Source organism: Streptomyces viridiviolaceus (assembly GCF_014650995.1).
Classification (GTDB): Bacteria; Actinomycetota; Actinomycetes; order Streptomycetales; family Streptomycetaceae; genus Streptomyces; species Streptomyces viridiviolaceus.
This window is the reverse complement of the sequence record NZ_BMWA01000044.1, coordinates 30651-45440: the sequence shown is the minus strand read 5'-3', so window position 1 is coordinate 45440 and position 14790 is coordinate 30651. Positions and strand designations below refer to the sequence as shown.

Sequence of the window (14790 nt, the reverse complement as noted above, 5' to 3'; positions counted from 1 at the left end):
CGCTTGGCGTGGGAGATGTCCTGGCCCTTGTACAGGATCTTCCCGCCCGTCGGCTCCAGCAGGCGGGTGATCAGCCGTCCCGTGGTCGACTTGCCGCAGCCGGACTCCCCCACCAGGCCGAAGCTCTCCCCGGCGTGCACGGTCAGGTCGATGCCGTCGACGGCCTGGACGTGGCCGACGGTCCGCCGGACGGGAAAGCCGCCCTTGACCGGGAAGTGCTTGGTCAGGCCCTCCGCCACCAGCAGCGGCTCCCCTGATCCGCCGGCCGCGGCCTCGCGCCGGGCGGGGAGGACGAGGTCTTCTTTCATGACTCCTCTTTCATGCGGCAGGTCCTCCTTGTGAGCCTTGCGGCCCTCGGGCCGGCCCTAGCCCAGTCGGGGCTTGATCTCGTCGATGAAGATGGTCCGCTTCTGCTCCGCCGTCAGATGGCACGCCGAGGACCGGTCCGGGCCGAGCAACGGGCGTTCGGTGACGCAGCGGTTGCCGCCGACCCGGTCCTGGAAGGTGCAGCGGGGGTGGAAACGGCAGCCGGATGGCGGGTCGAGCAGCGACGGCGGCGTGCCGGGGATCGGCGACAGCTGGGCGCTGAGGTCGGAGTCCAGGCGTGGCATCGAGTTGAGCAGGCCCCAGGTGTACGGGTGCCTGGGCGCCCTGAGGACCTCGTCGACGCTGCCGCGCTCCACCGCGCTGCCCGCGTACATCACCAGGATGTCGTCGGCCATGTCGGCGATGACCCCGAGGTCGTGCGTGATGAAGACGATCGCCGAGCCGAACTCCTGCTGGAGTTCCTTGAGCAGGTCCAGGATCTGCGCCTGGACCGTCACGTCGAGGGCGGTGGTCGGCTCGTCGGCGATCAGCAGGTCGGGGTCGCAGACCAGCGCCATCGCGATCATCGCGCGCTGGCGCATACCGCCGGAGAACTGGTGCGGGTAGTCCTTGGCCCGCTGATCCGGGTTGGGGATGCCGACCTTGCCGAGCATCTCCACCGCTCGTGCCCAGCCCTCCTTCTTGGAGGCACCGGTGTGCTTGATGAAGGGCTCGGCGATCTGCCGGCCCACCGTGTAGTACGGGGACAGGGCGGTCAGCGGGTCCTGGAAGATCATGGCGATCTTGTTGCCGCGCAGCTGCTCCATTTCCCGTTCGGTGGCGGTGACGAGTTCCTTGCCGTCGAGCACGATCTCGCCGTCGATCGTGGTGGTCCGCGGGTTGTGCAGGCCCAGGATGGTCAGGTTGGTCACGGACTTGCCGGAGCCGGACTCGCCGACGATGCCGAGGGTCCGGCCGCGCTCGACGTCGAAGGAGAGACCGTCGACCGCCTTGACCTCGCCGTCCTCCGTGGCGAACCGCACGCTCAGGTCGCGGACCGACAGAAAGCCCTCGGGCCCGGTGGGGGCCGGCGCGTCCTCGGTCTTGGTCACTGTGGTCACGGTGGTGCCCTCTTCCTAGGAAAGCCGGACGCGCGGGTCGATCCAGGCGTACGCGATGTCGACGAGGATGTTCAGCAGCAGGATCATGAAGGCCCCGACCAGCATGACGCCCATGGTCAGCGGCAGGTCCTTGTTGACCGCGCCGTCCACGGCGAGCCGGCCGATGCCCTGCAGGGAGAAGGTCAGCTCGGTGACGACGGCACCGCCGAGCAGGCTGCTGAGGTCGATGCCGAGGATGGTGACGATGGGGATCAGGGAGCCGCGCCAGGCGTAGCGGAAGAAGACGTACTTCTGCGACATGCCCTTGGCGCGGGCGGTGCGCACGTGGTCCTCGGCGAGCTGCTCGATCAGCGAGGAGCGCGACATACGCGTGTACTGGGCGGTGAAGATGGTGGCCATCACGACCATCGGGATGGACAGTCCCACCAGCCAGCCGACCGGATCCTCGGTGATGGGGACGTACTTGGGGTCCTCCATCCAGCCCGTGCTGTAGACGAAGACGGCCAGGGCGATCGGGCCGAGGAAGTAGATCTGGAAGGAGCTGAGCACCATGGACGCGCCCGTGGCCGCCTTGTCGACGAGTGAGCCGCGCCGGAAGGCGGAGATCATGCCCGTGCCGAGGCCGACGATCAGGAAGACGAGCGCGGCGCCGATGGTCAGCGACAGGGTCAGCGGGAAGCGGTCCTTGATGGTGGCCCAGACGAGGTCGCCCGAGTAGAACGACTGCCCGAGGCACGGGGCGGGGCAGTGGCCCTGGGGGAAGTCACGCCCCATGACGATGCCGGTCATGAAGTCCCAGAACTGCTGGGCGATGGGCAGGTTGAGGCCGAGCGCCTCGCGGATCTCCTCCAGCCTGGTGGCCGAACAGTCCCTGCCACAGGCCAGGGACGCGTAGTCGGACGGCGCGGCGACGAAGAGGAAGAACGTTGCGGCACCGATCAGGAACAGGGTGACGACGGCACCGACCGTACGCCGGATGATGAACTGAAGCATGGCGGGTGGGCTGCTCTCTGCGGAGGTGGTCGGGAGATGTCACGGAACCCGGGGGGTGCGCTCCGCCTGGTGCGCACCCCCGCCAGTCAGCCGTAGAGAGTTACGACTTCAGGAACAGCTGGTTGACGTCGATGTAGCTGGACTCGGTGCTGTAGCGCGCGCCGCCGATGTTCGAGCCGTAGAGCTGGAACTGCTTCGTGTACCACAGCGGAGCGGCCGGGTTGACCTTCTCCAGGATGTAGCGGTGCGCTTCCTTCCAGGTCGCCGCCGCCTCGGTCGGCTCCTGGGTGAGCGCCTTCTTGATGAGCTCCTGGACCTTGGGGTCGTTGATGTGCGAGTAGTTCGCGGAGCCGTCGGCGACCTGGTCACCGTCGTAGATCGGCGTGACGACCGTGCCGGGCGACGGCCAGTCCTGGCCCCAGCCCGTGATGTACATGTCGTACGGGTTCTTGAGCTTGCCGATCTGCTCGTAGTGGCTGGCCGCGTCGACCTCCTTGGAGACGACCTCGATGCCGACCTTGCCCAGCGCGTCCTCGACGGCCACCTTGTGCTTCTGGCCGGCCTCGTTGTTGCGGTAGGCGAAGACGAGCTTCTTCTCGGCGGCCGGGACGTCCTTCAGGAGCTCCTTGGCCTTCTCGATGTTGCCGGACGGCGTCTTCAGCCGGCCGTACGGGTCGTAGTCCGCCTCGTAGCCCGGCAGGGTCGGGGCGAACAGGTTCGGCGCGACGTCACCGCCGTACGCGCCGCCCTCGCCGGCGATGAGCGACTTGGAGTTCACCGCGTAGGTGACGGCGTCGCGGACCTTCTTGTTCTTCACCCGGTCCAGGTTGAAGGTCAGCGTCATGACGTAGGGCTGGTAGCCCTTGATCGTGCGCTTGTTGACGGACGGGTCGCTGACGACGTCCTGGATCTGGGTGGACTCCACGGCGCCGGTGAGCTGGATGGCGTTCTTGGCGTCGCCCTGGTCCGCGATCAGGCGCTTGGTCTGGGTCGACTCGGTGACACCGAAGTCGAAGTTCCAGCCGTCGACGTACTGGTGGCGCACGACGTCGGTCTTCGGGTCCCAGTTCTCGTTCTTGACGAGCTTGAGGGACTTGCCGACCTTGTACTCCGCGATCTTGTAGGGACCGGTGGAGACGGGGGCCTTGTCGTACCTCTCCTTGGTGTCGGTCTCCTCCGGCACGACGGTGTACCCCGGCATGGCCAGCATCTGCGGCAGGTCCGGGCGCGGGGTGTCGAAGTGGAAGACGACCGTCTTGTCGTCCGGCGTCTCCAGGACGGTGTCCGGCAGGTGCTTGTCGCCGTAGCCGCCGTCGGGCAGCGCCTCGCGGTAGTCCGGGCCGCTGAGCCAGGTCTGGAGGTAGGTCGGGCCGTCGAAGATGAACTTCGCGTACTGGCGCTCGACGGTGTGGCGTATGTCGGCGGACGTGATCGGGTTCCCGTTCTGGTCCTTGACGCCGTCCTTGAGCGTGTACGTCCAGGTCTTGCCGCCGTCCGAGGACTTGCCGGAGTCGGTGGCGAGGTCGCCGACGACCGAGACGTTGCCCTTGCCGTCCTCCTGGAAGTTGGTCAGGCCGCGGAAGAGCAGGTTGGCGATCTGGCCGGCGTCGGAGACGTAGATCTGGCCCGGGTCGAGGTGGGACAGGCCCGCCTCCTGGTACACGTTGATGGTGCCGCCGCTCTTGGCGCCGGGCACCTCCTTGGCGGGGCCGGTGGACGCGGCGGCGTCGGCGTAGGCGACCGCCTTCGACTGGACCGCGGCCTCCTTCTGGTCCTTCTTGGAGTCCTTGCCGGAGCCGCCGTTGCCCTTGTTCTCCGAGCATCCGGTGAGGACGAGCGAGCCTGCCGCGAGCGCGACCACGATGGCGCGCGCAGTGCGGGAGTTGAGCGTCTTCATGTGGTGAATGCACCTGCCTGTCGGGTTTGTTATCCACTGAGCACTGCTGTGCACTGCCTGACGCGGCCGGTGAGCCGACGCAGGGGCGGCAGTCCCCCCACCAATGGACCCCTCTTACCGTCCTGACTTGGGGTCGAGGGCGTCCCGTACGGCGTCTCCGAGGAGGTTGAAGCACAGGACGAAGATCACCAGCGCCACACCCGGGAAGAACATGAACGCCGGGTCCTGTTCGGCGACCTTGGCTCCGGTGGCGAACATGCGTCCCCAGTCCGGGGTCGGCTCGACGAAGCCGACGCCGGCGAAGGAGAGGAACGCGATCGTGAGAATCGTGCTGGGGAGCAGGTACGTGAACTGCACGAGGATCGGCGAGACCACGTTCGGCAGGATCTCCTTGCGGATGATCCGCCAGGGCGAGGCGCCGGCGACCTTGGCGGCCTCGACGAACTCCCGCTCACGCAGGGACAGCACGGTGGACCGTACCAGTCGGGCCATGCCCATCCAGCCCAGCAGCCACAGCACGATCAGGATGGCCAGCGCCCGGAAGTACGTGGGCGTCTCGTCCCGCGGGTCCACGAAGAACGCGGTCACCACCGGCATGAAGGCGATGAAGAACAGCTGCTGCGGGAAGGAGAGGAAGAAGTCGGTGACCCGGCCGAGGAAGTAGTCGGTCCGGCCGCCGAAGTAGCCGCCGACCAGCCCGATGACGACACCGGTCAGCATCAGCAGCGTGGTCACGCCCAGCGCCATGTACAGCGAGGTGCGCATGCCGTACAGCAGCATGGTGAAGACGTCACGGCCGAACTGCGGCTCGACGCCGAACCAGTGGTCGCCGGAGACTCCGCCGAAGTAGCCCAGCGGAAGCCCGAAGTCGTCGAGGACGGGGTTCTCGGCGGTGTACTCGGGGTCCTGTCCGTACAGGATGTACGGGTCCTTGCCGTACAGCTGGGCGATCACTGGCGCCAACGCGGCGATCACGAAGTAGCCGAGCACCACCCAGGCACAGATGACACCGGTCCGGTCGCGCTTGAAGCGCAGCCACATCAACTGCCCGGGAGAACGGCCCTCGTGTTTCCTGGCCTCGTTCTTCTCCTGCGGCTCCGGTGCGCCGTCGACGACGGCGGACACTCCGCCGCCCTCAATGTCGATTGGACTTGTCACAGTTCGCCCATTTCACAGATGTGGGTGTGCCGAACCGGCGACCGGCGCAGGGTGTGCGCCATCGCGGAACGGATCAAGAAGAAGCGTCGGGGTGCCCCGAGAAGTGCGGGAAACCCGCAGCCGGACGCGCGTAGTCCGATGACCGGACGTCAGCGGCCGGCCGGCTCCTCAGAGACGATCGCCGTCCGCCGGGGCGCAGTTGGCGGTGACGGATCGTGCGACCCACCTGGTGTTCGTGACACCGCGCATGGGGCTCCTCCTCATGACTCCACGTGTTCACCGACAGGAGGGGGCACACGTCTGTCTTCCGACACCCCTGACGGAAGCTCAGACACCCCCTGGTGCTCGTGAGTCGGGCGCTGTCCCCACAGCGCGAGACCCATTGACCCGAGCGCTACGCGGCTAACTATCTGCCATGACCGGAAGGACCGACCACCGTCTTTAAATCTCAATTCAGTCACGGCTGCCAGCTAGATCTTCCAAAATCTGGACAAACTGTTCGGGACGAGAAGGCCGCGAAACGGACGTGTTACATGGCTATCGGGCGTGGATCTCCGTATTCCGTACACACGGCGGGGCCGAGGGCTCCGAAAACCGGTTGAAAAAAGCCCGGGTCCCCCCAAGATGGGGGGACCCGGGCTTCCCTGTGGGCCGGCTGTACGCCGGGCCCACGAGTGGATCAGCCGTGCTTGGCGCGGCTCGCGGCGCGGGCGCGCTCGCGGGCGTCCAGGTTCACCTTGCGGATGCGAACGGCCTCCGGGGTGACCTCCACGCACTCGTCGTCGCGGCAGAACTCCAGCGACTGCTCCAGCGAGAGCTTGCGCGGCGGAACGATCGACTCGGCCACGTCGGCCGTGGACGACCGCATGTTGGTGAGCTTCTTCTCCTTGGTGATGTTGACGTCCATGTCGTCGGAGCGGGAGTTCTCGCCGACGATCATGCCCTCGTACACCTCGGTGCCGGGCTCCACGAAGAGCACGCCGCGCTCCTGGAGGTTCGTCATCGCGAACGCGGTGACGGCACCGGCGCGGTCGGCGACCAGCGAGCCGTTGTTGCGCGTGGTGAGCGTGCCGAACCAGGGCTCGTGGCCCTCGTGGATGGAGTGGGCGATGCCCGTGCCGCGGGTCTGGGTCAGGAACTCCGTGCGGAAGCCGATCAGGCCGCGGGAGGGGACGACGAACTCCATGCGGACCCAGCCGGAGCCGTGGTTGGACATGTTGTCCATGCGGCCCTTGCGCACGCCCATGAGCTGCGTGACCGCGCCCATGTGCTCCTCGGGCACGTCGATCGTCATGCGCTCGACCGGCTCGTAGACCTTGCCCTCGACGTCCTTGGTGACGACCTGCGGCTTGCCGACGGTCAGCTCGTAGCCCTCGCGGCGCATCTGCTCGACCAGGATGGCCAGCGCCAGCTCGCCGCGGCCCTGCACCTCCCAGGCGTCCGGACGGTCGGTGTCCAGGACGCGGAGGCTGACGTTACCGATCAGCTCGCGGTCCAGCCGGTCCTTGACCTGGCGGGCGGTGACCTTGCGGTCCTTGACGGCCGCCTTCGCGTCGGCGCCCTTGCCGGTGCCGCCGCGGCCGACCAGCGGCGAGGTGTTGGTGCCGATGGTCATGGAGATCGCGGGCTCGTCGACCGTGATCAGCGGCAGCGGGACCGGGTTCTCCTGGTCGGCCAGGGTCTCGCCGATCATGATGTCCGGGATGCCGGCGACCGCGCAGATGTCACCGGGGCCGGCCTTCTCGGCGGGCTTGCGGGTGAGCGCCTCGGTCATCATCAGCTCGGAGATCCGCACGTTGGCCGTGGACCCGTCGCGCTTGAGCCAGGCGACCGTCTGGCCCTTCTTCAGCTCGCCCTGGTGGACGCGCAGCAGCGCGATACGGCCGAGGAAGTTGTCGGCGTCCAGGTTGGTGACGTGGGCCTGGAGCGGGGCGCCCTCCTCGTAGGTGGGGGCCGGGATGTGCTCCAGGATCGTGGAGAAGAACGGCTCCAGGCTGGTGGAGTCGGACGGCACGGTGCCGTCGTCCGGCTTGGTCAGGGAGGCGATGCCGTCCCGGCCGCAGGCGTAGACGATCGGGAACTCGATCTGCTCCTCGTCGGCGTCCAGGTCGAGGAAGAGGTCGTACGTCTCGTTGACGACCTCGTCGATCCGGGCGTCCGGCCGGTCCGTCTTGTTGATGCACAGGATGATCGGCAGCCGGGCCTGGAGTGCCTTGCGCAGCACGAAGCGGGTCTGCGGCAGCGGGCCCTCGGAGGCGTCCACGAGCAGGACGACGCCGTCGACCATCGACAGACCGCGCTCGACCTCGCCGCCGAAGTCGGCGTGGCCGGGGGTGTCGATGATGTTGATGGTGATCGGGTCCCCGCCGTCCTTGGGGTGGTACTTCACCGCCGTGTTCTTGGCGAGGATCGTGATGCCCTTCTCACGCTCCAGGTCGTTCGAGTCCATCATGCGGTCGTCGACGGAGTCGAGCTGGTGGGCGGCGAAGGCACCGGCCTGCTTCAGCATTCCGTCGACGATGGTGGTCTTGCCGTGGTCGACGTGGGCGACGATGGCGACGTTACGGATGTCGTGACGTGTGGTGGACACGGCCATATTGCGGCGTACTCCCGGAGTGTGAGGACGGCCCTGCTGCGTACGTCTGTGTTACGCGGGCCCTGCCGGGCGGTACATGCCACGGCCTCACCCCATGGTACGGGGCGGCGGCGGCTGGGGCTTGCCGGGTTGTGCGGTGCAGGTCAGGCAGCGTTCGGCGGCCCCGGGGGCCGGTGTCCGCTACGACGCGGGGGTCACCGACGGCCGTGCGCCCTGCGCCCCCTTCTTCAGGAAGCCCATGTCCTCGTAGACCGGGGTCTCGAAGCCGAAGGCGCCCGCGTTGGCGAGGTTCTTGCGCGCGGCGGTGAGCTGGGGGCGCTGGTAGAGGGGGAGGGAGCCGGCCGCCGCCCAGATCCGCGCGTCGGCCTTGCGGAGCAGGTCGCGGGCCTCCTTCTCGTCCAGCGTCGCCAGGGCCTGGTCGAAGAGCTGGTCGACCTGGTCGGTGCCGACCCGGGTGTAGTTCTGCGCGATGTTCAGGGAGCCGTCGGCGGCCGGGACCGGCTTGGCGTAGATGGGGCGGGCGTCGGTCGCGGGGAAGGCCGACGCGGGCCAGGAGTAGAGCGCCAGGTCGTACTGGCCGTTGGCGATGTGGTCCTTGAAGTAGCTCTCGTCGGAGACCTTGGTGATGTCGGTGCGGATGCCCACCTCGTCCAGCATGTCGGAGATGCGGTCGGCCACGGTGTGCAGCACCTCGGAACCGGGGCCCGAGGGGAGCACGAAGCGGAGCGTGAGCGCCTCGCCGTCCTTGGCCAGCGGCACCGTCCCCGAGCCCGCCGGGGCGGCGGTGCCCTTGGGGGCGTAGGCGCCGGATGCGCCGCCCTGTGCCGTGTTCTTGCCGCTGCTGCGCTTCTCGCCGCTCTCCTGGTCGCTCGTGCCGTTCCCGTCCTTCTTGTCGTTCTTGTTGTCCTTGTTGTCTTCGTTTTCGCTGTTGTCCTTGGTGTCGCTGTCGTCGCTGCCGTCGCTGTCACTCTTGTCGCTCTTGTAGTCCTTGGTGCTGTTGTCGTCCTCGTGGTCCCCGTCGTTCTTGCCGTCGTCCTCGCCGACGATGTACGTGCCGTCGTCACCGCCCGGGGACTTCTTCTCACCGTCTCCGTCCTTGCGCCCGTCGCCCTCGGACCCGGCCGCCTTCTTCGGCTCCTCGACCGGCCCGCCGGGCACCCACCCGGCGTCCGCGAGGAGGGCCCGGGCCTCCTTGGTGTCCGGACCGCCGAGGGCGCCGCTGCTGTCGGCGTACGCGGGCTGGCCGGAGAGCGCGACGTGGCTGCCGACCGGGTCGGCGGGCAGGCCCAGCGGCTTCAGCACCGCCTGGGCCAGCTCCTTGCGGTCCAGGCTGCGGGCCACGGCCCGGCGGACGCGCTCGTCGGCGAGCGGGCCGTCGGCGCCGTTGAGGGCGAGCTGGGTGTACGCGGGCTCCAGCGACTTGCGGAGCTCGAAGCCGCGCAGGGCCTGCTGCCGGCGCCGGGCCTCCGCGACGGCCGCGCGCCGCTTCTCGCGGGCCTGGGTCTCCTTCTCCGCGGCCGCCTCGTCGGAACCGTTGGCGACCGCCCAGGAGTGCAGGGCGTCCGCGGCCGACTGCTGGTCCTCCGGCCCCGCGGCGGGCGAGCGGTCCGGCCCCATGAGCGGGGTGCCGGAGGACGCGGCGGTGTCACGCGGGCCGGCGGCCAGTGCGACCTCCTCGGCGGTGTCCGGGTCGATGTCGGCCAGATCGAGCCGGCCGGCGGCCAGCTCGGTCACCCGCTTGTCGCGCGGGACGGCGCGCAGCACGATCTCGGTCAGCTTGGCCGGGGCTCCCCACCAGCGCGGGTTGCGGGTGAGGACGATCTCGTCCTGCTTCGTGTCGACCTTCTTGACGGCGAAGGGCCCGGCGGTGACCTTCAGGTTGCGCCGCGCCCCGTCGTTGAAGGAGTCCGGGGTGCCCATGACGTCCTTCGGGTACAGCGGCGTGAACAGCGACTTCCAGTCGGCGTAGGGACGGCTGAAGGTCACCTTCACCTCCAGGTCGTTGGCGCCGCGCTCGATCTTCTCGATGCGGTCGTAACCGGCGTTGCGGGCGGTCCAGTAGGCGCTGTCCTTGCCGGACAGGGCCCGCCACTGGGCGGCGAAGTCGGCGGCCCCGATCTCCCGGCCGTCGCTCCAGACGGCCCGCTGGTCGAGCTTGTAGAGGACGACCTGCTGGGGCTCGGTGTCCACGACCCTGGCCGATTCGAGGTAGTCGGGGTTGCGCACCGGGCGCCCGGCGGCGTCCATCCGGTACATCGAGGGCAGCACGGCCTGTGCGACACGGCTGCTGGTGGCGTCGGCGTCGGACTGGAAGGTGTTCAGGGTGTCCGGTACGGAGTCCACGGCCCAGCGCAGGGTGCCGCCGTCGGCGACCCGGGCGCGGTCGGCGGAGGCGATGTCCTGCCCGGCGAGCGGCTTGCCGGACCCTTCGTCGGAGCTGCAGCCGGTCAGCGTGGCCACCGCGAGCGCGCTCAGGGTGAGGAAGGTGACCGAGCGCATGACAGCGCGCGGTCCGACGCCGAAGTGGGACATCTCTGCTACCTCCGGAAGGCCGCGAGCGTTATGGTCATATTTGGCGGTATATCGAGTTGATCATTTGTATCCAGATGTATGCGGCCACTGAAGAGGAAAGGGTTCGGCAGCGGAGGGCGACACGTCGACGACGGTCGGTAAGCCCACCCGTGCGGCGCAACACACCCGGGAGTGCACCTGCACGCCTCGGCCAATCGGTGCACATCCCTTCCCACCGGTAGGTGTGACGCGCAACACTCGCAGGCGCATGAACGTCGCCACCCAAGGCCGGCCGTGTGGCCGTGTCCGACGGAAGTGAGGTCACGTCATGTCCGTGCACGAGGAACTGACAAGGATCCAGCACTGCCTCGACGACCTGTCCCGGTCGATGGGCCGGCTGGAGCAGCAGATCGGCAGCGGCGGCCTCGAGGTGCGGCGGGTCCGTACCGACGCCGACCACCTGCGTGAGAGCGTCGCTCTGCTGCGGGAGGCCGCGGCGGCCCCGGAGGCACCGAAGCGGCCCGATCTGGTCACCATCTCCGACGCGCCATACGACCTCTCGCTGTGGACGGACACGGACGACGAGGGCCTCGGCGCCCGCGACCGACGCGCCCCCTGACCCGACCGGAGTCGACTAGTGGCAACTGGTACCGAACCCCCAGCCACCGATCCCCATCCCCGCGGCGGCGGCGTCCACACCCCGACGCGCGCCGCCATCGCCGCCCCGCACCTGCGGACCGACCGCTGGTGGCTGACCCCGGCCGCCACGGCGGCCGGGCTGCTCGCCTTCGTCGTGTACTCGACGTGGCGGGCGTTCGCGAACGCCCACTACTACGCGGCCCCGTACGTCTCGCCGTTCTACTCCCCGTGTCTGGCGGAGAACTGCGAGCCGATGCGCGGCGGCCCCAACTGGGAGATCTTCGGCCCGTGGTGGGGCATCTCCCCGGCGGTCATCATCCTGATCTTCCCGCTCGGCTTCCGCCTGACCTGCTACTACTACCGCAAGGCGTACTACCGCGGCTTCTGGGCGTCCCCGCCGGCCTGCGCGGTGGCGGAGCCGCACAGGAAGTACACGGGCGAGACCCGTTTCCCCCTGATCCTGCAGAACGTCCACCGGTACTTCTTCTACGCGGCGATCCCGGTCGCGGGCATCCTGACCTACGACACCGTGCTCGCCTTCCGCGACGAGACCTACGCCTGGGGCCACATGGGTCTGGGCACCCTGGTCTTCCTGGCCAACATCGTGCTGATCTGGGCGTACACCCTCTCCTGCCACTCCTGCCGGCACATCGTCGGCGGGAAGCTCAGGCACTTCTCGCGGCATCCCGTGCGGTACCGCATGTGGCAGCTGGTCGGGAAGCTCAACGCCCGGCACATGCTGCTCGCCTGGACGTCCCTGGCGAGCGTGGCCCTCGCCGACTTCTACGTGTACCTGGTCGCGTCCGGCGTCTTCGACGATCCGCGCTTCTTCTGATGAGTGAGGCCTTCTGATGTCCGTGGTCGACCGGCAGGAATGGGACGTCGTCGTGGTGGGCGCGGGCGGCGCCGGACTGCGCGCCGCCATCGAGGCCCGCGAGCGGGGCGCCCGTACGGCCGTGATCTGCAAGTCGCTGTTCGGCAAGGCGCACACGGTGATGGCCGAGGGCGGTATCGCGGCGGCCATGGGCAACGTCAACGCCGGGGACAACTGGCAGGTCCACTTCCGCGACACCATGCGCGGCGGCAAGTTCCTCAACCAGTGGCGGATGGCCGAGCTGCACGCCCAGGAGGCGCCGCAGCGGGTGTGGGAGCTGGAGACCTGGGGCGCGCTGTTCGACCGTACGAAGGACGGCCGGATCTCGCAGCGCAACTTCGGCGGCCACGAGTACCCGCGCCTCGCGCACGTCGGCGACCGCACCGGCCTGGAGCTGATCCGCACCCTCCAGCAGAAGATCGTGGCGCTCCAGCAGGAGGACCACCGCGAGACGGGTGACTACGAGTCCCGGCTGAAGGTGTTCCAGGAGTGCACGGTCACCCGCGTGCTGAAGGACGGCAGGCAGGTGTCAGGGGTCTTCGGCTACGAGCGCGAGTCCGGCCGCTTCTTCGTCCTGCAGGCACCCGCCGTCGTGATCGCGACCGGTGGCATCGGCAAGTCCTTCAAGGTGACGTCGAACTCGTGGGAGTACACCGGCGACGGCCACGCGCTGGCACTGCTGGCCGGCGCCCCCCTGCTGAACATGGAGTTCGTGCAGTTCCACCCGACGGGGATGGTCTGGCCGCCGTCGGTGAAGGGCATCCTCGTCACCGAGTCGGTGCGCGGCGACGGCGGGGTGCTGCGCAACAGCGACGGCAAGCGGTTCATGTTCGACTACGTCCCCGACGTCTTCAAGGACAAGTACGCCGAGACGGAGGAGGAGGCCGACCGCTGGTACGACGACCCGGACCACAACCGGCGTCCCCCCGAACTGCTCCCGCGGGACGAGGTCGCGCGGGCGATCAACGCCGAGGTGAAGGAGGGCCGGGGCTCTCCGCACGGCGGCGTGTTCCTGGACGTGTCGACCCGTATGCCCGCCGAGGTCGTCCAGCGGCGGCTGCCCTCCATGTACCACCAGTTCAAGGAGCTGGCGGACGTCGACATCACGGCGGAGCCGATGGAGGTCGGGCCGACCTGCCACTACGTGATGGGCGGCATCGCCGTCGACTCCGACACGGCGGCGGCGCGCGGGGTGCCGGGGCTGTACGCCGCCGGTGAGGTGGCCGGCGGCATGCACGGCTCCAACCGGCTCGGCGGCAACTCGCTGTCCGACCTGCTGGTGTTCGGCCGCCGGGCGGGCCTGCACGCGGCCCAGTACGCGGCGGAGCAGGCCGGTCGGCGGCCCCGGCTGGACGACCTCCAGGTCGACAGCGCCGCCGCCGAGGCGCTGCGGCCCTTCTCCGCCGAGGCGGAGGTCGAGGAGCCGTCGGGCGGCCCGCCGGAGAACCCGTACACCCTCCACCAGGAACTCCAGCAGACGATGAACGACCTGGTCGGCATCATCCGCCGCGAGCCGGAGATGAAGCAGGCCCTGGAGAAACTGGCGGAGCTGCGGGTACGGGCCCGCCGGGCCGGCGTCGAGGGGCACCGGCAGTTCAACCCGGGCTGGCACCTCGCCCTGGACCTGCGCAACATGCTGCTGGTCAGCGAGTGCGTGGCCCGGGCGGCGCTGGAGCGCACGGAGTCGCGCGGCGGGCACACCCGCGAGGACCACCCGTCGATGGACAGCAAGTGGCGCGCGGTCAACCTGCTGTGCACGCTGGCCGACCCGACGGGCGGTCTGGCGGCCACCGACCCGGTGCGGGGCCAGATCGTCCTGGAGCGGGAGACCACCGAGCCCATCCGACCCGACCTGCTCGCCCTCTTCGAGAAGGAGGAGCTGGTCAAGTACCTGGCCGAGGAGGAGCTGTCCGAATGAGCGGCTACGAGGCCCGCTTCAAGGTGTGGCGGGGCGACGCCGGGGGCGGCGGCCTGGAGGACTTCCGGGTCGAGGTGAACGAGGGCGAGGTGGTCCTCGACATCATCCACCGGCTCCAGGCCACCCAGGCCCCCGATCTCGCCGTGCGCTGGAACTGCAAGGCGGGCAAGTGCGGTTCGTGCTCCGCGGAGATCAACGGCCGGCCCCGGCTGATGTGCATGACGCGGATGTCGGTGTTCGACCGGGCGGAGACGATCACCGTCACGCCGCTGCGTGCCTTCCCGGTGATCCGCGACCTGGTGACGGACGTCGGCTTCAACTACACCAAGGCCCGCGAGGTCCCGGCGTTCGTGCCGCCCGCCGGTCTGGGCCCCGGCGAGTACCGGATGATGCAGGAGGACGTCGAGCGCTCGCAGGAGTTCCGCAAGTGCATCGAGTGCTTCCTGTGCCAGGACACCTGCCATGTGGTCCGTGACCACGAGGAGAACAAGACGGCGTTCGCCGGCCCGCGCTTCCTGATGCGCGTCGCCGAACTGGACATGCACCCGCTGGACGCGGCACCGGAGACGGGCCTGGACCGGGGGCGCACCGCCCAGGACGAGCACGGACTCGGCTACTGCAACATCACCAAGTGCTGCACCGAGGTCTGCCCCGAGGGCATCAAGATCACGGACAATGCGCTGATCCCCCTGAAGGAGCGGGCCGTCGACCGCAAGTACGACCCGCTGGTGTGGCTGGGCTCGAAGATCGGGCGCCGCCGGTCCTAGGCGCCCGTCG

At 68.9% G+C, this 14790-nt stretch carries 11 protein-coding genes; 4 read left to right on the top strand and 7 right to left on the bottom strand.

Annotated features, from left to right (window positions below; translation table 11 throughout):
• The 7 genes from IE260_RS38580 to IE260_RS38550 all read right to left on the bottom strand — a co-directional run.
• Positions 1-308: ATP-binding cassette domain-containing protein (locus IE260_RS38580; protein ID WP_189880559.1), on the bottom strand; the 308-nt coding region annotated here is incomplete at its 3' end.
• Positions 309-365: 57 nt separating this feature from the next.
• Positions 366-1427, bottom strand: coding sequence for an ABC transporter ATP-binding protein (locus tag IE260_RS38575; protein ID WP_189880558.1), 1062 nt, complete (start codon positions 1425-1427; stop codon positions 366-368).
• Between the two features lie 15 nt (positions 1428-1442).
• Positions 1443-2420 (bottom strand): ABC transporter permease, encoded by a 978-nt coding sequence (locus IE260_RS38570; RefSeq protein ID WP_189880557.1) that lies wholly within the window; start codon positions 2418-2420, stop codon positions 1443-1445.
• A 100-nt stretch (positions 2421-2520) separates the two neighbouring features.
• Positions 2521-4317 (bottom strand): ABC transporter substrate-binding protein, encoded by a 1797-nt coding sequence (locus IE260_RS38565; protein WP_189880556.1) that lies wholly within the window; start codon positions 4315-4317, stop codon positions 2521-2523.
• A 114-nt stretch (positions 4318-4431) separates the two neighbouring features.
• On the bottom strand, positions 4432-5475 hold the full coding sequence (locus tag IE260_RS38560) for an ABC transporter permease (protein WP_189880555.1): 1044 nt from the start codon (positions 5473-5475) through the stop codon (positions 4432-4434).
• 679 nt (positions 5476-6154) lie between these two features.
• A complete protein-coding gene (gene typA, locus IE260_RS38555; RefSeq protein ID WP_189880554.1) occupies positions 6155-8071 on the bottom strand; it encodes a translational GTPase TypA in 1917 nt (638 codons plus the stop codon).
• Between the two features lie 180 nt (positions 8072-8251).
• Complete coding sequence (locus IE260_RS38550; RefSeq protein WP_189880553.1) at positions 8252-10603, bottom strand: ABC transporter family substrate-binding protein; 2352 nt, start codon at positions 10601-10603, stop codon at positions 8252-8254.
• A gap of 307 nt (positions 10604-10910) precedes the next feature.
• Here IE260_RS38550 and IE260_RS38545 point away from each other — a divergent pair, with 307 nt between their 5' ends.
• Genes IE260_RS38545 through IE260_RS38530 form a run of 4 tightly spaced genes read left to right on the top strand, consistent with a single transcriptional unit; the run spans position 10911 to position 14780 of the window.
• Entirely contained in the window at positions 10911-11201 is a 291-nt protein-coding gene (locus tag IE260_RS38545) for an Rv0250c family protein (protein ID WP_189880552.1), read from the top strand.
• Between the two features lie 18 nt (positions 11202-11219).
• Complete coding sequence (sdhC, locus tag IE260_RS38540) at positions 11220-12056, top strand: succinate dehydrogenase subunit SdhC (RefSeq protein ID WP_189880551.1); 837 nt, start codon at positions 11220-11222, stop codon at positions 12054-12056.
• Positions 12057-12072: 16 nt separating this feature from the next.
• On the top strand, positions 12073-14013 hold the full coding sequence (locus IE260_RS38535; protein ID WP_189880550.1) for a fumarate reductase/succinate dehydrogenase flavoprotein subunit: 1941 nt from the start codon (positions 12073-12075) through the stop codon (positions 14011-14013).
• Positions 14010-14780 (top strand): succinate dehydrogenase/fumarate reductase iron-sulfur subunit, encoded by a 771-nt coding sequence (locus tag IE260_RS38530; RefSeq protein ID WP_189880549.1) that lies wholly within the window; start codon positions 14010-14012, stop codon positions 14778-14780. Before IE260_RS38535 ends, IE260_RS38530 begins: the two co-directional genes overlap by 4 nt.
• Positions 14781-14790: the final 10 nt, after the last annotated feature.